The organism is Leucobacter massiliensis (assembly GCF_002982315.1).
Classification (GTDB): domain Bacteria; phylum Actinomycetota; class Actinomycetes; order Actinomycetales; family Microbacteriaceae; genus Leucobacter; species Leucobacter massiliensis.
Map to the genome: position 1 here is coordinate 139,858 of NZ_MWZD01000014.1, position 18,252 is coordinate 158,109.

At 70.9% G+C, this 18,252-nt stretch carries 15 protein-coding genes; 1 reads left to right on the forward strand and 14 read right to left on the reverse strand.

Annotated features, from left to right (window positions below):
• Positions 1–36: 36 nt before the first annotated feature.
• The gene (gene dnaE / locus B4915_RS04900; protein ID WP_245907351.1) at positions 37–3,546 is read right to left on the reverse strand and encodes a DNA polymerase III subunit alpha; all 3,510 of its coding nucleotides are present in this window, start codon (positions 3,544–3,546) and stop codon (positions 37–39) included.
• A gap of 145 nt (positions 3,547–3,691) precedes the next feature.
• Positions 3,692–4,759, reverse strand: a complete 1,068-nt coding sequence (locus tag B4915_RS04905) for an acyltransferase (RefSeq protein WP_245907341.1) — start codon at positions 4,757–4,759, stop codon at positions 3,692–3,694.
• Positions 4,760–4,974: 215 nt separating this feature from the next.
• On the opposite strand from B4915_RS04905, the gene B4915_RS04910 reads away from it, so the two are divergent.
• A complete protein-coding gene (locus B4915_RS04910) occupies positions 4,975–6,501 on the forward strand; it encodes a glycosyltransferase family 2 protein (protein ID WP_105804718.1) in 1,527 nt (508 codons plus the stop codon).
• 24 nt (positions 6,502–6,525) lie between these two features.
• On the opposite strand, the gene B4915_RS04915 is transcribed toward B4915_RS04910, so the two are convergent.
• The 12 genes from B4915_RS04915 to B4915_RS04970 form a co-directional block, all read right to left on the reverse strand.
• Positions 6,526–7,443 (reverse strand): RluA family pseudouridine synthase, encoded by a 918-nt coding sequence (locus B4915_RS04915; protein WP_105804719.1) that lies wholly within the window; start codon positions 7,441–7,443, stop codon positions 6,526–6,528.
• Complete coding sequence (lspA, locus tag B4915_RS04920) at positions 7,430–8,128, reverse strand: signal peptidase II (protein ID WP_425436313.1); 699 nt, start codon at positions 8,126–8,128, stop codon at positions 7,430–7,432. The genes B4915_RS04915 and lspA overlap by 14 nt, the downstream gene beginning before the upstream one ends.
• Positions 8,129–8,137: 9 nt before the next feature.
• Positions 8,138–8,824 carry a DivIVA domain-containing protein gene (locus tag B4915_RS04925; protein ID WP_105804721.1) on the reverse strand — a complete coding sequence of 229 codons (687 nt, stop codon included), beginning with the start codon at positions 8,822–8,824 and terminating at the stop codon, positions 8,138–8,140.
• A gap of 90 nt (positions 8,825–8,914) precedes the next feature.
• Entirely contained in the window at positions 8,915–9,211 is a 297-nt protein-coding gene (locus tag B4915_RS04930) for a YggT family protein (protein WP_105804722.1), read from the reverse strand.
• 3 nt (positions 9,212–9,214) lie between these two features.
• Positions 9,215–9,736, reverse strand: coding sequence for a cell division protein SepF (locus tag B4915_RS04935; protein WP_105804723.1), 522 nt, complete (start codon positions 9,734–9,736; stop codon positions 9,215–9,217).
• 30 nt (positions 9,737–9,766) lie between these two features.
• On the reverse strand, positions 9,767–10,444 hold the full coding sequence (locus B4915_RS04940) for a YggS family pyridoxal phosphate-dependent enzyme (RefSeq protein WP_105804819.1): 678 nt from the start codon (positions 10,442–10,444) through the stop codon (positions 9,767–9,769).
• A 54-nt stretch (positions 10,445–10,498) separates the two neighbouring features.
• Positions 10,499–11,728 carry a cell division protein FtsZ gene (ftsZ, locus tag B4915_RS04945; RefSeq protein WP_105804724.1) on the reverse strand — a complete coding sequence of 410 codons (1,230 nt, stop codon included), beginning with the start codon at positions 11,726–11,728 and terminating at the stop codon, positions 10,499–10,501.
• 174 nt (positions 11,729–11,902) lie between these two features.
• Positions 11,903–13,099, reverse strand: coding sequence for a cell division protein FtsQ/DivIB (locus B4915_RS04950; RefSeq protein ID WP_105804725.1), 1,197 nt, complete (start codon positions 13,097–13,099; stop codon positions 11,903–11,905).
• Between the two features lie 19 nt (positions 13,100–13,118).
• Positions 13,119–14,543, reverse strand: coding sequence for a UDP-N-acetylmuramate--L-alanine ligase (gene murC, locus B4915_RS04955; RefSeq protein ID WP_105804726.1), 1,425 nt, complete (start codon positions 14,541–14,543; stop codon positions 13,119–13,121).
• Positions 14,544–14,639: 96 nt separating this feature from the next.
• A complete protein-coding gene (locus B4915_RS04960; RefSeq protein WP_181158459.1) occupies positions 14,640–15,830 on the reverse strand; it encodes an MFS transporter in 1,191 nt (396 codons plus the stop codon).
• Positions 15,831–15,955: 125 nt separating this feature from the next.
• Positions 15,956–17,044 (reverse strand): UDP-N-acetylglucosamine--N-acetylmuramyl-(pentapeptide) pyrophosphoryl-undecaprenol N-acetylglucosamine transferase, encoded by a 1,089-nt coding sequence (locus B4915_RS04965; RefSeq protein ID WP_105804727.1) that lies wholly within the window; start codon positions 17,042–17,044, stop codon positions 15,956–15,958.
• Complete coding sequence (locus B4915_RS04970; protein ID WP_105804728.1) at positions 17,041–18,252, reverse strand: FtsW/RodA/SpoVE family cell cycle protein; 1,212 nt, start codon at positions 18,250–18,252, stop codon at positions 17,041–17,043. Before B4915_RS04970 ends, B4915_RS04965 begins: the two co-directional genes overlap by 4 nt.

The window sequence follows — 18,252 nt, forward strand, 5'->3', positions numbered from 1 at the left end:
CTGCGCACCGCTCCGCGCCGAGCCGCCCCGCCCCGCTCAGACGAGGACGTCCTCCACGGGGAGCAGGCACTTCGGCCCCAGCATGCCCTTCAGCTCGCCGAACAGATCAGAGCTGATCCGCACCTGCTCCCGGAGCTCGAAGATCCGCACCGCGGTCGGGGTGATGAGGCTCAGTCGCACCTCGCTCGCGCCCGGGTGCCGCTGCAGCGTCGACCTCAGCTCCTCCATCAGCGGCTCGGTCGCCCGCGACTCGGTGAGCGTCAGCTCCAGGGTCGACTCGTCCTCCTGCACCCCCGCGTCGATCGGCTTCACTCCGTAGGCGTGCATCGACATGCCGTCGTCCCGGGCGTTGAGCTTGCCGCGCAGCGCCACGATGCTGTCCGGCTGCAGCAGACTGCCGAACTCCTGGTACGACTTCCCCATGAACAGCGCCTGGATCTCGCCCGTGAAGTCCTCGAGGGTGACCATGCCGTAGAGGTTGCCCGACTTCGCCGTCCGGTGCTGCACGCTCGTGAGAAGGCCGGCGAGGGTCACGATCTCCCCGTCGTATCCCCCGCTCGAATCCGGGTTCGTGACCTGCGCGACGGTCGCGCTCGCCTCCTTCGCCAGCGCCGATTCGAGACCCCGGAGCGGATGATCCGAGACGTACAGGCCCAGCATCTCCCGCTCGAAGGAGAGCTTGTCCTTCTTGGTCCACTCGGGACGATCGGGGACCTGCGACACGGGCTCCACCTCCGCCCCTGCGGCCTCGGCGGCCTCGGCGAACAGACTGTCGAAATCGAAGCCGACGTCGCCCTTCTCCTCGGCTCGCTTCTCCTTCACGGCGCTCTCCACGGCCTGCTCGTGGATCTCGAGCAGCGCCCGCCGCGTGCCCCCGAGGCCGTCGAGAGCCCCCGCCTTGATGAGCGACTCGACGGTGCGCTTGTTCAGGGCCACCACGGACACCTTCTTCAGGAAGTCGTGGAAGCTCTCGAAGGCCCCGAGCCGCTCGCGCGCGTCGCGAATGGCCTCGACGACGTTGCTTCCCACGTTGCGGATCGCGCCGAGGCCGAAGCGGATGTCGTCGCCGACGGCCGAGAAGTTGGCGAAGGAGTCGTTGACGGCGGGCGGGAGCACCTTGATGCCCATGCGCCGGCACTCGTTCAGATAGATGGCGAGCTTGTCCTTCGAGTCGCCCACGCTGGTGAGCAGCGCCGCCATGTACTCCGCCGGATAGTGCGCCTTCAGGTAGGCCGTCCAGTAGCTCACCACACCGTACGCGGCAGAGTGGGCCTTGTTGAAGGCGTAGTCGGAGAACGGCAGCAGGATGTCCCAGAGCGCCTTGATCGCTGCCTCGGAGAAACCCCGCTCCTTCATGCCGCCGGAGAAGCCCTCGTACTGCTTGTCGAGCTCGGACTTCTTCTTCTTGCCCATGGCGCGACGCAGGATGTCCGCCTGGCCGAGCGTGAATCCCGCGACCCGCTGAGCGATCGACATGACCTGCTCCTGATAGATGATCAGGCCGTAGGTCGTGTCGAGGATGTCCCGCAGGGGCTCTTCCAGCTCCGGGTGGATCGGGGTGATCGCCTGCAGCCCGTTCTTGCGCAGCGCGTAGTTCGTGTGCGAGTCGGCGCCCATGGGACCCGGCCGGTAGAGCGCAAGCACGGCCGAGATGTCCTCGAAGTTGTCGGGCTTCATCAGCCGCAGGAGCCCGCGCATCGGGCCGCCGTCGAGCTGGAAGACGCCGAGCGTGTCACCGCGCGCCAGCAGCTCGTAGGAGGGCGCGTCATCGAGTTCGAGGCGCTCCAGGTCGAGTTCCTCGCCCCGGTTGAGCTTGATGTTCTCCAGGGCGTCGGAGATGATCGTCAGGTTGCGCAGCCCGAGGAAGTCCATCTTGATCAGCCCGAGGCCCTCACAGGTCGGGTAGTCGAACTGCGTGACGATCTGCCCGTCCTGCTCGCGCTTCTGCAGCGGGATGATGTCGATGAGCGGATCGCTCGACATGATCACGCCGGCGGCGTGCACGCCCCACTGCCGCTTCAGGCCCTCCAGCCCGAGCGCGGTCTCGTACACCTTCTTGGCGTCGGGGTCCTCCTGCAGCACCGCGCGGAACTCAGCCGCCTCCTTGTAGCGCGGGTGCTCCGGGTCGGTGATGCCGGAGAGCGGGATGTCCTTCGCCATGACCGCGGGCGGCATCGCCTTGGTCAGCTTCTCCCCCATGCCGAAGGGGAAGCCGAGCACGCGCGAGGCGTCCTTCAGCGCCTGCTTCGACTTGATGGTGCCGTAGGTGACGATCTGCGCGACCCGCTCGTCGCCGTACTTCTCGGTGACGTATTTGATGACCTCGCCGCGGCGGCGGTCGTCGAAGTCGACGTCGAAGTCGGGCATGGAGACGCGATCCGGGTTGAGGAAGCGCTCGAAGATGAGGCCGTGCTGCAGCGGATCGAGGTCGGTGATGCGCATCGCGTAGGCGACCATCGATCCCGCGCCCGAGCCACGGCCGGGCCCCACGCGGATGCCGTTGTCCTTTGACCAGTTGATGAAGTCGGCGACGACGAGGAAGTAGCCGGGGAACCCCATCTGGGTGATGACGCCGATCTCGTATTCGGCCTGCTTGCGCACCTCGTCGGGGATGCCCCCCGGGTAGCGGTAGTGCAGGCCCTTCTCGACCTCCTTCACGAACCAGCTGTCCTCGGTCTCCCCTTCGGGCACCGGGTAGCGGGGCATGTAGTTGGCCGAGGTGTTGAACTCGACGTTGCAGCGCTCCGCGATGAGCAGCGTGTTGTCACAGGCCTCGGGGTAGTCGCGGAAGATGTGCCGCATCTCTGCGGCGGTCTTCAGGTAGTAGCCGGTGCCGTCGAACTTGAAGCGGTTCGGATCGTCCAGTCGCGAACCGGACTGCACGCACAGCAGCGCCGAGTGCGCTTCGGCGTCGCCCTCGTGCACGTAGTGCAGATCGTTGGTGGCGACGAGCGGGATGCCGAGATCCTTCGCGATCCGCAGCAGATCGCTCTGCACGCGGCGCTCGATCTCCAGGCCGTGGTCCATGAGCTCGCAGAAGAAGTTCTCGCGCCCGAAGATGTCCTGGAACTCCGCGGCCGCCTGCCGCGCCTCGGCGTACTGCCCCAGGCGCAGGCGGGTCTGGATCTCGCCCGAGGGGCAACCCGTCGTGGTGATGAGCCCCTTGCCGTACGTCTGCAGCAGTTCGCGGTCCATGCGCGGCTTGAAGTAGTAGCCCTCCATCGAGGAGTAGCTCGACAGCCGGAACAGGTTGTGCATGCCCTCCGTGGTCTCGGAGAGCATGGTCATGTGGGTGTACGCGCCCGCACCCGAGACATCGTCGCCGCCGCCGTCCCCCCAGCGCACGCGCGTCTTGTCGCTGCGGTGCGTGCCCGGCGTGAGATAGGCCTCGATGCCGATGATCGGGTTCAGGCCGCGATCCTTCGCCTGCTTCCAGAAGTCGAAGGCGCCGAAGGTGTTGCCGTGGTCCGTGACCGCGATGGCCGGCATGCCCTGCGCCACGGCGGCGTCCATGAGCGGGCCCACCCTCGCCGCCCCGTCGAGCATCGAGTACTCGCTGTGCACGTGCAGGTGGACGAAACCGTCGTTTTCGGACACGCCTGAACTCCTCTCGCCGGCCCCCACCAGGATACCGCCCGCCACCGGCGCCGCCCGCCCGCCCGCCGGGAACGCGGAGCGGGGCGACACCTCCTCAGGAAAGGTACTTGCCCGCCCCGGGGATGCGCTGGATCGCGACGGCGGCGAGCGCGCTCGGCACCATGATCGCGATCACGAGCAGCGGCACGGAGAGGAACGGGGGCGCGAACTCCGTGGTGAAGCCGAACTGACGGTACACCCACTGGAAGAGCGGGTGGACGAGGTAGATCCCGAACGAGGCGCCCGCTAGGAAGACCACCGCCCTGCCCCGGCCGCCGGAGAGGGAATGCCGCTCGCCCCAGGCCTGCGCGAGGCAGAACACGGCGATCGCGGGCGCGGCCACCCCGGGCGTGAGAAAGCCGAAGAACAGCTCATCCCACTCGCCTCCGGCGCGCGACACGAGCACGGTGCCGAGGACGGTGCCGACGACGCCGGCCACGCCCGCCACGGCGAGCGCGATCAGCGCGCCGCGCCCGAGCACGGCGCCGCTCAGCAGATACCCCAGCAGGAAATAGGCCGAGTAGCCGAGCACGAGGTCGAAGCGCATGTCGTCGAGCATGCGGGCGAGCACCTCCCCCGCCACCGGCACCCGGGTGAGCAGCGGAAGCACCGAGGCGAAGGGGAGGGCGAGCCAGACGAAGTACCAGGCGACGCGCCGCTCGCGCACGACGAGCCGCAGGATGGGCGTTGCGAGGTACAGCCCGGTCAGCGCGAGCAGGAACCAGAGGTGGAAGTGCCCTTGGAAGAAGCGCGTCACCAGTTCGCCGAAGGACCCGCTGCCGCCGGGCCCGTAGACCTCGATCAGGCCGTAGACGAGGGACCACACGGCGAAGGCGACGAGGATCCTGGGAATCCGCTTCCGGAACAGCTCGCGAACGGTGACGGCGCGGTGGGGAGAGAGGAAGAGCGCGCCGGAGATCATGAAGAACACAGGCACGCAGAACCGCAGCGCCGCGTTGATCCAGGTGAGTTCCTCCCAGCGCTGAGCGGTGACGGGCGCCTGATGCCACTCCGTGATCGCGGCGTGGATCCCGACGACCGCGACGATCGCCACGGCGCGCAGCACATCGAAGTACTCGACGCGCCCCGCCCGCGTCCGCTGCTGCTCCGGCGCCTCGGTCACGGTCCCTCCGTTCGCCCATCGGATGCTCCCCGGCATCGTAGCAAGCACACCGAGGACGCGCTGCGGGCGGGGGCAGGCTCGGGTGGGCGCCGCCGCTCCCGCCACCGCGCCCGCCGCCGCGTGACAGGCTTCGCGGAGTCGCGGCCGATAGAGTTGCGGAGTCGTCCGATGAGGGGTGGCCGGAGAGAAAAGCCGGTCTGGAAAGGGGGCACGCCATGTCCGATACCTCGATGCCGCTCGTCAGCGTGGTGATCCCGGTGTACAACTCGATGCCGTATCTCACGGCGACGCTCGAATCGCTGCTCGCCCAGGACCTCACCGACTTCGAGGTCATCGCGATCGATGACGGCTCCTCCGACGGCTCGGGCGAGGAACTTGACCGCTTCGCCGAGCGGGACGCACGCCTCACGGTGATCCACCAGCCCAACAGCGGCTGGCCCGGCATGCCGCGCAACCGGGGCCTCGAGCTCGCCCGCGGCGAGTTCGTGCTGTTCATGGACTCGGACGACACGGTCGCCCCCCAGGCGCTCAGCTCGATGGTCGCCATGGCCGAGGACCGCGACGCCGACGTCGTGATCCCGCGCTTCGCGGGAACCGGCGGCCGCGGGGTGCAGTCGCTCTTCCTGCGGCACCCGCACGGGGAGATCACTCTCGCGCGCGCCATGGAGACGCTCTCCCCCCAGAAGCTGTTCCGGCGCGAGATGATCGAGCGCGACGGGCTTCGGTTCCCCGAGGGGCGCGTGCGCCTGGAGGACGGGATCTTCGTCACGCGGGCCTACACGATTGCGCGGCAGATCGTGTTCTGCGGTCGGGAGCCGCTCTACTTCATCCACAAGCGCGATGACGGCCAGAACATCTCCTCGCAGGCGATCGAGCCGGCCGGCTACGTCGACTCGTGCCGCCGGATCGCGCGGCTGCTGATGGACGGCGTGCCGGATCAGGATCGCGCACGGGTGCTGGTGCGGCAGTTCTTCACCCGCAAGGGCCTGCGCTTCTACGCGCCCCAGCGCTGGCTGCGCATGGATTCCGAGCGGAGGCGCGAGTGGGTGGCCCTCCACCGCGCCTTCCTCGAGGAGTTCGTCCCGCCGGAGCTGGCGGCCGGCACGGCTCACCCCACTGATCGGCGCAAGATGGAGCGCATCCGTGCCGCCGACGTCGCCGGGCTCGACGCCCTGATCGGCGCCGAGCACGGCCTGGAGCATTCGCCGCGCCACCTCGCGGCACGCGGGCTCGCGGGAGGCGGCGTTGAGCTGACCGTGCAGCTGACCCCCGCGCGCGACGCGGCGCTCCTGCGCGGCGCGCCGTTGCCGTCGCGAGCAGCGCAGCGCATGGCGGCCGGGCTCGCCCGTGCCCTGCGGCCGGCCATGCGCTGGCGGGCGGTCCGCGGAGCGGTGCGCCGCGCATTCACGGCGCTCTCTCCCGGTGCACCCCGCGCCTACCTCTACGCCGCCGGCCGGAAGACCGGGCGCGGGATCGCCGTTCCCGGACGCCTCAGCGGGGTCGACCCGGCTTCGGGGTCGCTCAGCTACGACTTCGCGCTGACACCGGCGCTGCTGCGACGCTTCGGCACGGACCGCGTGGACCTGTGGACGATCGCCGAGGTGGAGGGGATGAGCGGCCGGCTCACGCGCGTGGAGAGCGCAGCGCAGCTCTCGAAGCGCGTCTGGACGCTGCGGGTCTACGCGACGAATCAGGGCAATGTGAGCCTGGACCTCGCCCCGAAGAAGCGCCCGGCTTCCTGACCCGCCGCGCTCCGAGCGCGCACCCTACTGCGACAGCACGTCGAGGGCGTGCTGCAGATCAGCGGGGTAGACGCTGGCGAACTCCACCGGCTCACCCGTTCCCGGGTGCCGGAAGCCGAGGCGCATCGCGTGCAGCCACTGCCGTTCGAGGCCCAGCCGCGCGGTGAGCGTCGGATCTGCCCCGTACATGGAATCGCCGACGCAGGGGTGTCGCTGCGCCGACATGTGGACCCGGATCTGGTGCGTGCGCCCCGTCTCGAGCTGGATCTCCAGCAGCGAGGCGTAGGGGAAGGCCTCGAGGGTCTCGTAGTGCGTGATCGAGGGCTTCCCGTCCCGCGTCACCGCGAACTTCCACTCGTGATGGGGATGACGCCCGATGGGTCCGTCGATCGTCCCCGAGAGCGGATCGGGGTGCCCTTGCACGACGGCGTGATAGATCTTCGAGACCTCGCGCTCCTTGAAGGCGCGCTTGAGCTGCGTGTAGGCGCGCTCGCTCTTCGCGACGACCATCAGGCCGCTCGTGCCCGCGTCGAGCCGGTGCACGATCCCCTGCCGCTCGGCGGGGCCCGAGGTGGCGACGCGGAATCCGGCGCCGGCGAGCGCGCCGAGCACGGTGGGACCCTCCCAGCCGAGTGAGGGGTGCGCCGCGACTCCGGCCGGCTTGTCGACGACGACGATGTCGTCGTCATCGTGGATGATGCCGAGCTCGGGGAGGAGCACGGGCACGACCTCCGGGCCGCGCCGCTCCTCCCAGCTGACCTCGAGCCAGGCGCCCGGGCTGAGCCGGTCCGACTTGCCGATCTCCCGGCCGTCCAGGCGAACCTGACCGGCCTGCGCGAGCTCCGCGGCGAAGCTCCGCGAGAAGCCGAGTAGCTTGGCGAGCGCCGCGTCGGTGCGCTCGCCGGCGAGGCCGTCGGGCACGGGAAGGCTACGGTGCTCCATGCTCGCGCTCCTCGGGTCGCTCGACGGGCGACGCGGGATCCGGATCATACTCGGCGGCAGGATCCGCGTCCTCGGCGGCAGGATCCGCGTCCTCGGCGGCAGGATCCGCGTCCTCCGCGGGAGAGCCGCGGCGCGCCCGCGGACCCCCGTCGATGGGGAGCCCGAGCAGGCTGATGAGCACGAACAGGATCATGCCGGAGACGATCCCGATGTCGGCGACGTTGTAGATGGCCGGGTTGAAGCCGAGCCACATCCAGGGCGTCAGGATGAAATCGACGACGTGCCCCTCGGGAAAGCCGGGCTCACGAGTAAGACGGTCGGTCAGATTCCCGAGGACGCCCCCGAGCAGCAAGCCCAGGAAGACGGCCCACGAGATCGAGCGCAGGCGCCGGATCTGCCAGAGGATCACGACGACGACGACCGCCGCAAGGATCGTGAAGACCCAGGTCGCTCCGCTCGCGAGGGAGAACGCCGCGCCGGGGTTGCGGACGAAGTGCCACTGCAGGAAGCCGCCGAGCACGGGGACGGTGCGCCCCTCGGGCAGCTCCGCAACGACCCAGTTCTTGCTCAGCTGGTCGACCGCGAACACCACGATCGCGACGGCGAACAGGAGCACGGGCACCAGTCGCCGCCGCGAGGCGGGGGCTGCGGGCGATGGGCCGCCCGCGGGTGTGGGGTCGTTCACGCTCCCCTGCTACTGCAGGCCGTCGGGCGCGCCGGCCGGCTCGGGCGAGTCGTCCAGGCCGCGCAGCTGCGACTGAATGTAGGAGCGCAGCGTCGAACGGTACTCGCTCTCGAACTGGCGCAGATCCTTGATCTTGAACTGGAGATCGCTCCGCTCTTCGCCGAGGACGCGGAGCTCCTCGGCCCGCTGCTTCTGGGCGTCCTCGATGAGCTGCCGGGCAGTGCGCTCGGCGTCCTCGATCATCTGGTCGCGCTTCTGCTCGGCCTCGGCGATGAGCCGGTCGCGCGTGGTTTCGCCCTCGTGGACGTGCTTGTCGTGCAGCTCAAGCGCCAGCTGCAGCATCGCGCTGGACTTCACGGCGTCGGGCTGCGGCGCCGACTCGCTCGCGGGCGCGGCTGCGGGGGCCGACTGCACGGCAGGCGCGGGCGCGGGAGCCGGGGCGTCGACCACGATGGTCTGCTCCGAGGCGGCCTCCCCCGAATCGGATCCCGCACTCCCCTTCGACGCCTCGCAGGCCTCGAGCTTGGCGGTCAGTTCGGCGATCTCGGCGCGCAGGCGCTCTTTCTCCTGCTCGTGCTGGCGCAGCTCCTCGACGATGGTGTCCAGGAAGTCATCCACCTGATCGAGATCGTAGCCGTCGCGGAACTTGGTGATCGTGAACTTCTGGTTCACGACATCTTCGGGAGTCAGTGCCATCGTTACGTCTCTTTCGCTTCGGGACCACTTCCGTGGTCATGGGTCAACGCTAGCAAACAATGCGGGGTCCGCGCAGAACCCCGTCGGGCCTCAGAAGAAGCCCGGGATGATCGCCAGCAGGATCCAGCAGCAGATCAGGGTCAGGATCCAGCCCAGGTCGAGCATCACCTGCCCGAGCCGGATCGGGGGCAGCACGCGCCGGAACATCTTGATCGGCGGGTCGGTCACGGAGAACACGAACTCGACCAGGACCGCACCGACCCCGCGGGGCCGGAAACTCCGGTTGAACACCGTGATCCAGTCGATGATCAGTCGCACCCACAGCAGCAGGACGTAGATGCGCAGCACCACGCGCACCGGGGTGCCGATGAGTTCGAGGACGTCCACGCCTTACGCCGAGGGTGCCACGAAGAACGAACCGCTGTCGCCCTGTCGCGTGTCCTCGCTGCCGGTCTCGATGTGCTCGGGCGAGAGCAGGAAGACCTTGCTCGTGACCCGCTCGATGCGGCCGTGCAGGCCCATGGTCAGGCCGCTCGAGAAGTCGATGAGGCGCTTCGCCTCACCCTCCTCCATCCGGGAGAGGTTGATGATGACCGGCACGCCCTCGCGGAAGCTCTCTGCGATGACCTTCGCGTCCTTGTACTCGGTCGGGTGCACGGTGAGGATCTCGTTCATGGGCTGCGGCGCGGGGGTCTGCGTGGGGGTGACGCGGCGCAGCGGCGTGACGGCGGCACGCGGCGGGGCAGCGGGGCGCTGCGGGGCCGCGGGACGGCTCGGCTCGGCTGCGGGCGCCGCGGTCGAGGCGCGCTGCGGCGCGGGGGCCTTCTGCTGTGGCGAGGCGGCGTCCTGCCCCTCGAGCTCTTCTTCGGCGAGCCCCAGGAACACCATCGTCTTCTTCAGCGGGTTGCTCATTGTTTCTCCCAACGGTGCGGTGGTTCGAGGTTACCGGGGCTCCGGTCGGTTTCCGGTGATTGCGCTGCCAATGCGCAGGTGTGTCGCCCCGTGCGCGATGGCTTCGCGGTAGTCGTGGGTCATGCCCGCCGAGATGGCGGAGGCGGAGGGATCGAGTGCGCGCACGCGCGCCGAGTATCCAGCCAGCCGCTCGAATGCGCGGGCCGGCTCCTCCTCGAGGGGCGCCACCGCCATGACGCCGCGGAGGCGGAGTGCGGGCGCGGCGAGCACGCGCTCGGCGAGCGGTTCGAGGTCGGCCGGGGCGACTCCGCCGCGGCCCGGGTCGTCGGTGAGGTTGATCTGCACGAAGGCGTCGATCACCCGGTCCCCCTCGGCGAGCGCGTCGACGAGGCGCTCCCGGTCGATGGAGTGGATCGCGTGGGCGTAGCGGGCGGCCTGACGGGCCTTCTTCGTCTGCAGCTGACCGACGAAGTGCCAGTTGAGACCGAGCTGCGCGAGCTCCTCTGCCTTCTGCTGCGCCTCCTGATGCCGGTTCTCGCCGACGTCGCGCACGCCGAGCCCGGCGAGCGCGGCGACGAGGGACGCCGGATGGAACTTGGTCACGACGATCAGGGTCGTCTCCGCGGGGTCCCGGTTCGCCTGGCGGCAGGCGTCGGCGATCCCGGCCCGCACCGTCTCGAGACGGTCGGACAGCCCGGGGAACGCCATCGCGGCCTCGCCTGCTCCGGCCGTCGCTCCGCCCGCATCGATGGACACGCTCGGCTACCTCAGGAACTCGGGAATGTCGAGATCGTCGTCGTCATCGCCGTCGAAGGCGGGGTCCGAGAGCTGGGCCTCCACCGGAGGGTTCAGCACCTCGCCGAACTGGCCGGTCGGCGGGTTCTTCGTCTCCGCGCCCGGCTCGGGTGCAGCGGTGAAGCCGGGGAAGCCGAGCCCCGTCGCCTCGCTCGCGACGGCGCCGCGCGCCGTGGGAGCGGCGACCTCATCGAGACCCTCGACGTGGCTGCCGCGGCGGCCGCGCTCGGGCGAGGAGACCTGCGGCGAGGGGTCGGCGTCGAAGCCGGCGGCGATGACCGTGACGCGCACCTCGTCGCCGAGGGTGTCGTCGATGACCGTGCCGAAGATGATGTTCGCCTCGGGGTGGACGACGTCCTGCACGAGCGTCGAGGCCTCGTAGATCTCACTGAGCGCGAGGTTCGAGGAGCCCTGGATCGAGAGCAGCACGCCGTGCGCCCCCTCGACGGAGGCCTCGAGCAGGGGCGAGGCGACGGCGAGCTCGGCGGCCTTGATGGCGCGGTCCGCGCCGCGCGCCGAGCCGATGCCCATCAGGGCGGCACCCGCTCCCTGCATCACCGATTTGACGTCGGCGAAATCGAGGTTGATGAGTCCGGGCGTGGTGATGAGGTCGGTGATGCCCGAGACGCCGGCGAGCAGCACCTGGTCGGCGGCGGCGAAGGCTTCGATCATGCTGATGCCGGGCTCGCTGATGTCGAGAAGCCGGTCGTTGGGAACGACGATGAGGGTGTCGACCGCCTCGCGCAGGGTGTGGACGCCGACGTCCGCCTGCGCGGCGCGGCGCTTGCCCTCGAAACTGAAGGGGCGGGTCACGACGCCGATGGTGAGCGCGCCGATGGACTTCGCGATGCGCGCCACGACCGGCGCGGCGCCGGTGCCGGTGCCGCCGCCCTCGCCGGCGGTCACGAAGACCATATCGGCGCCGGCGAGCGCCTCCTCGATCTCCTCGGCGTGGTCCTCGGCGGCACGACGACCCACCTCGGGGTCGGCACCGGCGCCGAGGCCGCGGGTCAGCTCCCGCCCGATGTCGAGCTTCACGTCGGCGTCACTGAGCAGCAGCGCCTGGGCGTCCGTGTTGACCGCGATGAACTCGACGCCGCGCAGCCCGAGCTCGATCATGCGGTTGACGGCGTTCACCCCGCCGCCGCCCACACCCACGACCTTGATCACCGCGAGGTAGTTCTGGTTCCCTGACACCTGGTCCTCCGCCCCAACCTTAAAGCTCTACCTTAAGTTCAAAGTTAGTATCGTCGCATACGTTTACCGGGCTCAACGCTACGGGGAGGCGGCCCCGGCGCATCGCAGACACGCCGCGAGGCGGCATCGCAATCCGCGTTTTGCGCTGCAACACCAGGGAGACACGACGCCGCCTCAGCGGAACACCGGAGCGTGCGGCGAGGAGACGTCGATGAGTTCGATCGGCCGCTCCCCCAGCGAGGCGACCATGCGCTGCAGGACCACCGCCTTCATCGCCGTCTCCTCGGTGTCGCCCCACAGCACCCGCACACCGCTCGCCAGCGTCAGCGCAACATCCTGCGCGCTCGTCGCCTCCACCGAGACGATCTGCGCGCGCAGCTCGGCCGGCATATCGCGCAGGGTCTGCGCCGCCGAGCGGAACGCCGGGGAATTGAGGTCCGCCACCGAGCCGCCCGCCACGGGCACCCCGGCGGGCGGCGCATCTCCGCGTCCGAGGAGCACCCCGGCCGCATCGTAGAACGCGAAGCCGTCGTCGCCCTGCACCGACACCACGGGCACCCGTTCCACGATGCGGACCACGAGCGTGTGCGGCGGCACCCGCTCCACCGCATAGCGCTGGATCAGCGGAAAGGGCTCCAGCGCCCGATGCACTTCGGCGTCGTCGACGAGGGCCAGCGGGCGGCCGTCGAAGCGCGCGAGCGCCTGCGCCACCTCCGCCTCGTTCACCGCGGCCGCGCCCTCGACGCGCACCTCGCGCACCGCCATCAGCGGCGTGAACGCACCCGCCACCACGAAGAGCGCGAGCGCGCCGATCGCGGCGAGCACGATCAGCGCCGTGCGCCGACGGCGCCGCGCCTGCGCGGAGAAGCGGCGGCGCTCACGGCGGATGCGCGCCCGGTGCTGCCGCTCGGCCTGGCGCACCCGCCGCTCGGCCGCCCGCACCGGATCATCGTCGCGGGCGCGCAGGCGCGCGAGCGGCGAACGCCGTTCCGGCGAGACGTCGAGCTCGGCCTCGCGCGCCTCCCGCACCTCGCTGAGGTCCACGGTCGGGGCGAGCCCGGGATCACCGACGCGGCTCCCCGGGCCGAGCCGGGAGCCCGCCGGCGGATCCGCGTCCAGGATGGACGGCGCCGCGAGAGCGGAGGCCTCGCCGTCGGCCTCAGCAGCAGCCGCGCCCGGCTCACCGGGACCGGCCCCGCTCGAAGCGGGGCCGGGGCGCTGCCCGAGCCTCCGGCGCAGCAGCGCGGAAAACCGCCCGGTCGAGTCGCCGCCCGGCTCCGTTCCGGCCCCGGCTTCGGGCTCCGGCCCGGCCGGAGCTTCCCGCTCGGGCTCCGGTCCGGGTGCCCGGTCGAATCCGCTCGGTCGCTTCATGCCTCCGCCCGCCGCTCGCTCAGCCGGCTGCCGGCTCGAAGCGCCGGCGCAGCGCTTCGACCAGCTGCGGAATGATCTGGTAGACCGTGCCGCAGCTCATCGTCACCATGACGTCGCCCGGACGCGCGATCTCCGCCAGATAGTCGGCGGCGTCCTGCCAGTCGGGACGGTAGGCCACCCGCCCCTGATCCGCGAAGTCGTCGGCGACGAGCGCCCCCGTGACGCCCTCCACCGGGTCCTCGCGCGCCCCGTCGACGGCGAGCACCACGGTGTGGTCGGCCCCCGCTTCGAGCACCCGGGCGAACTCACGATGGAACGTCTGCGTGCGGCTGTAGAGATGCGGCTGGTGAACCGCGATGAGACGCCCCTCCCCCACGACGGCGCGCGCCGAGTCGAGCAGCGCGGCAACCTCCGTGTGGTGGTGCGCGTAGTCGTCGTAGACCCGCACGCCGCCGACCTCCGCGTGGAACTCGAAGCGCCGCTTGGTGCCTGCGAAGCCGGCGATCGCGGCGAGCGCCGCCGCGGGCTCGATCCCGAGTCCCGTCAGCACCGCGAGGGCACCCACCGCGTTGACCGCATTGTGCCGCCCATACACGCGCAGCTGAGCGGCGTGGCGCGCACCGTCGATGTCGACCTCGAAACGCACGGGGCCCGAGTCGTCGACCGAGACGATGCGCACATCGGCGTCGGGCGCGAAACCGAAGCTGCGGATCGGCGGCAGCTCGCCGCCCTGCTCGCGCAACGCGCGCAGCACCTCGAGCGCGCCCGGGTCGTCTGCCGAGATCACGAGCAGCTCACGGGCCCCGCGCGCGAACTCGACGAAAGCCGACATGAAGTTCTCGCGCGAGCCGTAGAAGTCGAGATGCTCCGGGTCCACGTTCGTGATGAGGGCGACAGCGGTGTCATAGAGCAGGAACGACTTGTCGGACTCGTCCGCCTCGATCACGAAGAGATCGTCCCCACCCGGGGCCGAGCTCACGCCGATCCCCTCGATGACGCCGCCGTTGACGAATGAGGGATCGGCGCCCGCCCCGAGCAGGCCGGTGACGATCATTCCCGTCGAGGTCGTCTTGCCGTGCGCACCGGCCACCGCGACCACGCGTTTGCCGCGCGTCAGCCACGCGAGCGCCTGCGAACGGTGCAGCACCGGCAGCCCCCGGGCGAGGGCGAGCTGGTACTCGGGGTTGTCCTGCCACAGCGCGCCGGTGACGACGAGCGTGTCGGCGTCGCCCACGTTCTCCGCGGCGTGCCCGATCGCGACGGGGATCCCGATGCCTTCCAGTGCGGCCGTCGAGTAGCTGGCGCTGCGATCCGACCCGGTGACCGCGACGCCGGCCTCGTGCATCATGCGCGCGATGCCGCTCATGCCCGAGCCGCCGATGCCGACGAAGTGCACCCGCCCCAGCTCCTCCGGAATCCCCATGTCGAGATCGGGATAGATCATCAGGCCTCCTCAGGACGAATCGACACCCCAGCGTACCGCCTCGGGGGCTCGCGTCCCTGAGACGCACCGCCCCTCCGTCTGGCGGTCGACGGCCCCTCAGTCGCGCGCTCGCTCGGCCGCGGGACCCGGCACGAGCGGCACCGCGAGCGCCGGCGTGAGCGCGAGGAGCGCGAGCGCGGCCGGGATGCCCGCAACGCCGATCAGCCCGCCGACCACGGGGCCGACCGCCGCCGCGGCGAGGAACTGCCCGGTGTTCTGGATGCCGAGCGCACGCCCCGCCCACGCCGGCCCCGAGAGCTCGGCCACGGCGGTGAAGGCGAGGCCGTTGTCGGCGACGCTGATGCAGCTCGCCACCACGTACGCGAGCGCGGCCGCGGCGCCCCACTCCGCCCAGCCCAGCGCGCCGCAGGCGAGCATCGCGAAGACCCCCGCCACCGCCACGAGGCGCAGCGGCCGCAGACGCGACGCAGCCCGGTCGCTCCACACCCCCACGAGAATGCGCCCGGCCGCGCCCGCGAACTGCGCGACCGCCACCAGGGCGCCCGCCGCGAACGCGCTCCACCCGAATCCCACCGTGAACCACACCAGCCCGAAGGTCGAGAGCGCGAACTGCGGCACCACGAGCAGCACGGAGGCGGCGTGAATCCGCACGAGGGTGAGCGATCCGCGGTACGGGCTGCCCGCACCGGGAACGCCGCCTGCCGCACCCGGCCTGGGCGCCCGGTCGGGGTCCCGCACCACCAGTGCGCACACCACGAGGCTGAGCGCGCTCAGCGCTCCGCCGAGCGCGAGCGCCCCCGGCACCCCGAACGCCTCAGCGAGGGGTGGAACGCCGAGGGCTGCCACCGCCATGCCGAGCGGCTGGCACGTCTGGCGGATGCCCATCGCGAGCCCGCGCCGCTGCGCCGGGAACCACCCGGTGATCAGCCGGCCGCTCGCGCTGTTCGTGCACGCCGAGACGGCGCCGCTGAGCGCGAGCGCCGCCCCGAGCACCGCCGGCTCGCGCGCCGACATCGACCCGGCGACGGCCGCGACCGTGAGCGCGAGTCCGACGAGGATCACGCGCCGCTCGCCGAAGCGGTCGGTCGCCGCTCCCCACAGCACGAGGGTGAGGACGAGACCGAGGTTGGGGGCCCCGGCGAGCATCCCGGCCGCCACGAGGCTCAGCCCCCGTTCTGCGAGCAGGTGCGGGATCAGGAAGGCGGGCGCGGCGGCGACCACGGTGGTCGAGGCCTGCGCCAGCACCATCGCGGCGAGCATCGCCCAGGGGCGGGGTGAAGGGGTCATGCGCGGGTCTCCGGTCGACGGGATCGTGGACCGGCACGACGACGGGGCCGCGGACGGGGCGCCGGTCGGTTCAGACCCCGTCGCGGCTCCGAAGCAGGAGCGCACAAGACATGGTGATGACGATCCTATCGCGCGGCGAGCGCCTCACGCACCAGGGCGAGCAGACGCTCGGTGCCGTCGAGAGAGCCCGCCGCTCGCGCGCGCTCCGACATCTGCGCGAGCCGCGCATCATCGCTCGCGAGCGGGATCAGGGTCTCGCGCACCCACTCGGGCGTGAGCTGCGCGTCCTCGACCAGCAGCGCACCACCGGCCTCCACGACGCCCGCGGCGTTGAAGCGCTGTTCCCCGTTGCCGTGGCCGTAGGGAACGAACACGGCGGGGATCCCGAGCCCGGCGAGCTCGCTCACCGTCGTGGATCCCGCACGCGACACGGCGAGATCGCAGGCGGCGAGCGCCAGGTCCATGCGATCGCAGTACGGGATCACCGTGTAGCCCGCCACTCCGGGATCCTGGAGCTCGGTGAGCCCTCCCCAGATGTGCAGCACCTGCAGGCCGGCTCCGGTGATCTCGGCCGCGGAGGAGGACACCCCGAGATTGATGGCGCGCGCCCCGAGCGAGCCGCCGGTGACGAGCAGCGTGCGGCGGGCGGGATCGAGGCCGAAGTGCGCTCGCGCCTCCGCGCGCAGGCCCGCCCGGTCGAGTCCCGTGATCTCCGGGCGCAGCGGCATCCCGGTGACCCGCGGAACCGCGCCGGCCGCGCGGATCGGCGTGCCGGCGAAGGTCACCGCGACGTAGGGGGTGGCGCGCGCGCCGAGCCTGTTGGCGAGGCCGGGCTTCGCGTTCGCCTCGTGGATCACGACGGGCACGCCCTCCTGCGCGCCGGCACGGTAGGCGGGAGCCGAGGCGTAGCCGCCGAAGCCCACCACCACGTCGATGCCGCGCTCGCGGATCAGGGCGCGCACCTCACGGACGGCGCGCCGGAAGCGCGCCGGGAAGCGGAGCGCGGCCGCGTTCGGCCTGCGCGGGAACGGCAGGCGCTCGATGTGCACGAGCTCGTAGCCGCGCTCGGGCACGAGCCGCGCCTCAAGCCCCTCGCGGGTGCCGAGCACCACGATCTCGGCCTCCGGTTCCTCCGCGCGGATCAGATCGGCGAGTGCGAGCAGCGGGTTCACGTGCCCCGCGGTGCCGCCGCCCGCGAGCAGGTAGCTGGTCATCGAGTGGTCCTTCCTGCGGATGCGTCGAGCTCCGCGTGATACTTCGCGCCGTCGCGGGCGATCGAGATCACCACGCCGATCGCGCCGAGACAGGCGATGAGGGCGGTGCCGCCCGCGCTGATCAGCGGCAGCGGCACGCCCAGGACCGGGAACACGCCGATCACCACGCCGATGTTCACGAAGGCCTGCCCGACGATCCACACCAGGATGCCGCCGACCACGGCGCGGCCGAAGCGATCCCGCGCCCGCGCGATGACGCGCAGCATCACGACGGTGAGGACGATGAACAGCACCACCACGAGCAGCGCGCCGATCAGTCCCAGCTCCTCGCCGATGATCGCGAAGATGTAGTCGTTGTCCGCCGCGGGAAGCCACGACCACTTCGCCTTCGAGCCGCCGAGACCCACCCCGAACACGCCGCCGCCGGCGAGCGCCCACAGTCCGTGCAACGGCTGCCAGCCGAGGCCGCTGTAGTCCTCATTCCCGCTGGCGTGACCGAAGAGGCGGTTGAGGCGGTTCTCGCTCGTCACCACGAAGAAGACCACGGCGAGCGCTCCGCCGAGCGCGGTCACCCCGAGCGTCTTCCAGCTGATGCCGCCGAAGAACATCGCACCGAAGACCATTGCGGCCATGATGAGCACGGTCCCCAGATCGCGGCCCAGCAGCACCGAACCCAGCGCGATGATCGAACCGGGGATGACGACCGGGATGAGCTCGTGACGCATCTGGCCGAGCAGCGGCTCCTTGCGCTGGAGCACCGCCCCCACCCAGACCACGAGCGCGAGCTTCAGTGCCTCGGAGGGCTGGGCTCCGAAACTGCCGATCTGGATCCAGTTCCGGTTGCCGTAGACCTCGATGCCGAGCGGCGTGAAGACGAGGGCCTGCAGCAGCAGGCCGGTGCCGAGCAGCACCCAGGCCCAGCGCTTCCAGAAGTCCAGCGGCATGGCCGCGGCGATCAGCATGAGCGGGATGCCGATCACCGCGAAGGTGACCTGGCGCCAGAAGCCGCCGAAGAAGCCCTGGTCGTCGAGGTAGGAAGTGATCGAGGAGGACGAGAGCACCATGATCAGCCCGAAGCCGACGAGCAGCAGTGTGATGGCGTAGAGCGCGACGACGGTGCGGTCGCTCCCGGTGCGCAGCACGGCTCCCAGGCGGATGCGCGCCTGGCCCGAACCGCGCCCCTGCGACGTCGCCCGCCCCTCGGACAC

Excerpts from the sequence above, each read along its gene's own strand:
- dnaE (WP_245907351.1), bottom strand. The coding sequence starts at position 3,546 with ATGCTCGACGGGGCGGCGAGGGTGGGCCCGCTCATGGACGCCGCCGTG.
- B4915_RS04910 (WP_105804718.1), top strand. The coding sequence starts at position 4,975 with ATGTCCGATACCTCGATGCCGCTCGTCAGCGTGGTGATCCCGGTGTAC.
- B4915_RS04915 (WP_105804719.1), bottom strand. The coding sequence starts at position 7,443 with ATGGAGCACCGTAGCCTTCCCGTGCCCGACGGCCTCGCCGGCGAGCGC.
- B4915_RS04925 (WP_105804721.1), bottom strand. The coding sequence starts at position 8,824 with ATGGCACTGACTCCCGAAGATGTCGTGAACCAGAAGTTCACGATCACC.
- B4915_RS04935 (WP_105804723.1), bottom strand. The coding sequence starts at position 9,736 with ATGAGCAACCCGCTGAAGAAGACGATGGTGTTCCTGGGGCTCGCCGAA.
- B4915_RS04940 (WP_105804819.1), bottom strand. The coding sequence starts at position 10,444 with ATGGCGTTCCCCGGGCTGTCCGACCGTCTCGAGACGGTGCGGGCCGGG.
- B4915_RS04950 (WP_105804725.1), bottom strand. The coding sequence starts at position 13,099 with ATGAAGCGACCGAGCGGATTCGACCGGGCACCCGGACCGGAGCCCGAG.
- murC (WP_105804726.1), bottom strand. The coding sequence starts at position 14,543 with ATGATCTATCCCGATCTCGACATGGGGATTCCGGAGGAGCTGGGGCGG.
- B4915_RS04960 (WP_181158459.1), bottom strand. The coding sequence starts at position 15,830 with ATGACCCCTTCACCCCGCCCCTGGGCGATGCTCGCCGCGATGGTGCTG.
- B4915_RS04965 (WP_105804727.1), bottom strand. The coding sequence starts at position 17,044 with ATGACCAGCTACCTGCTCGCGGGCGGCGGCACCGCGGGGCACGTGAAC.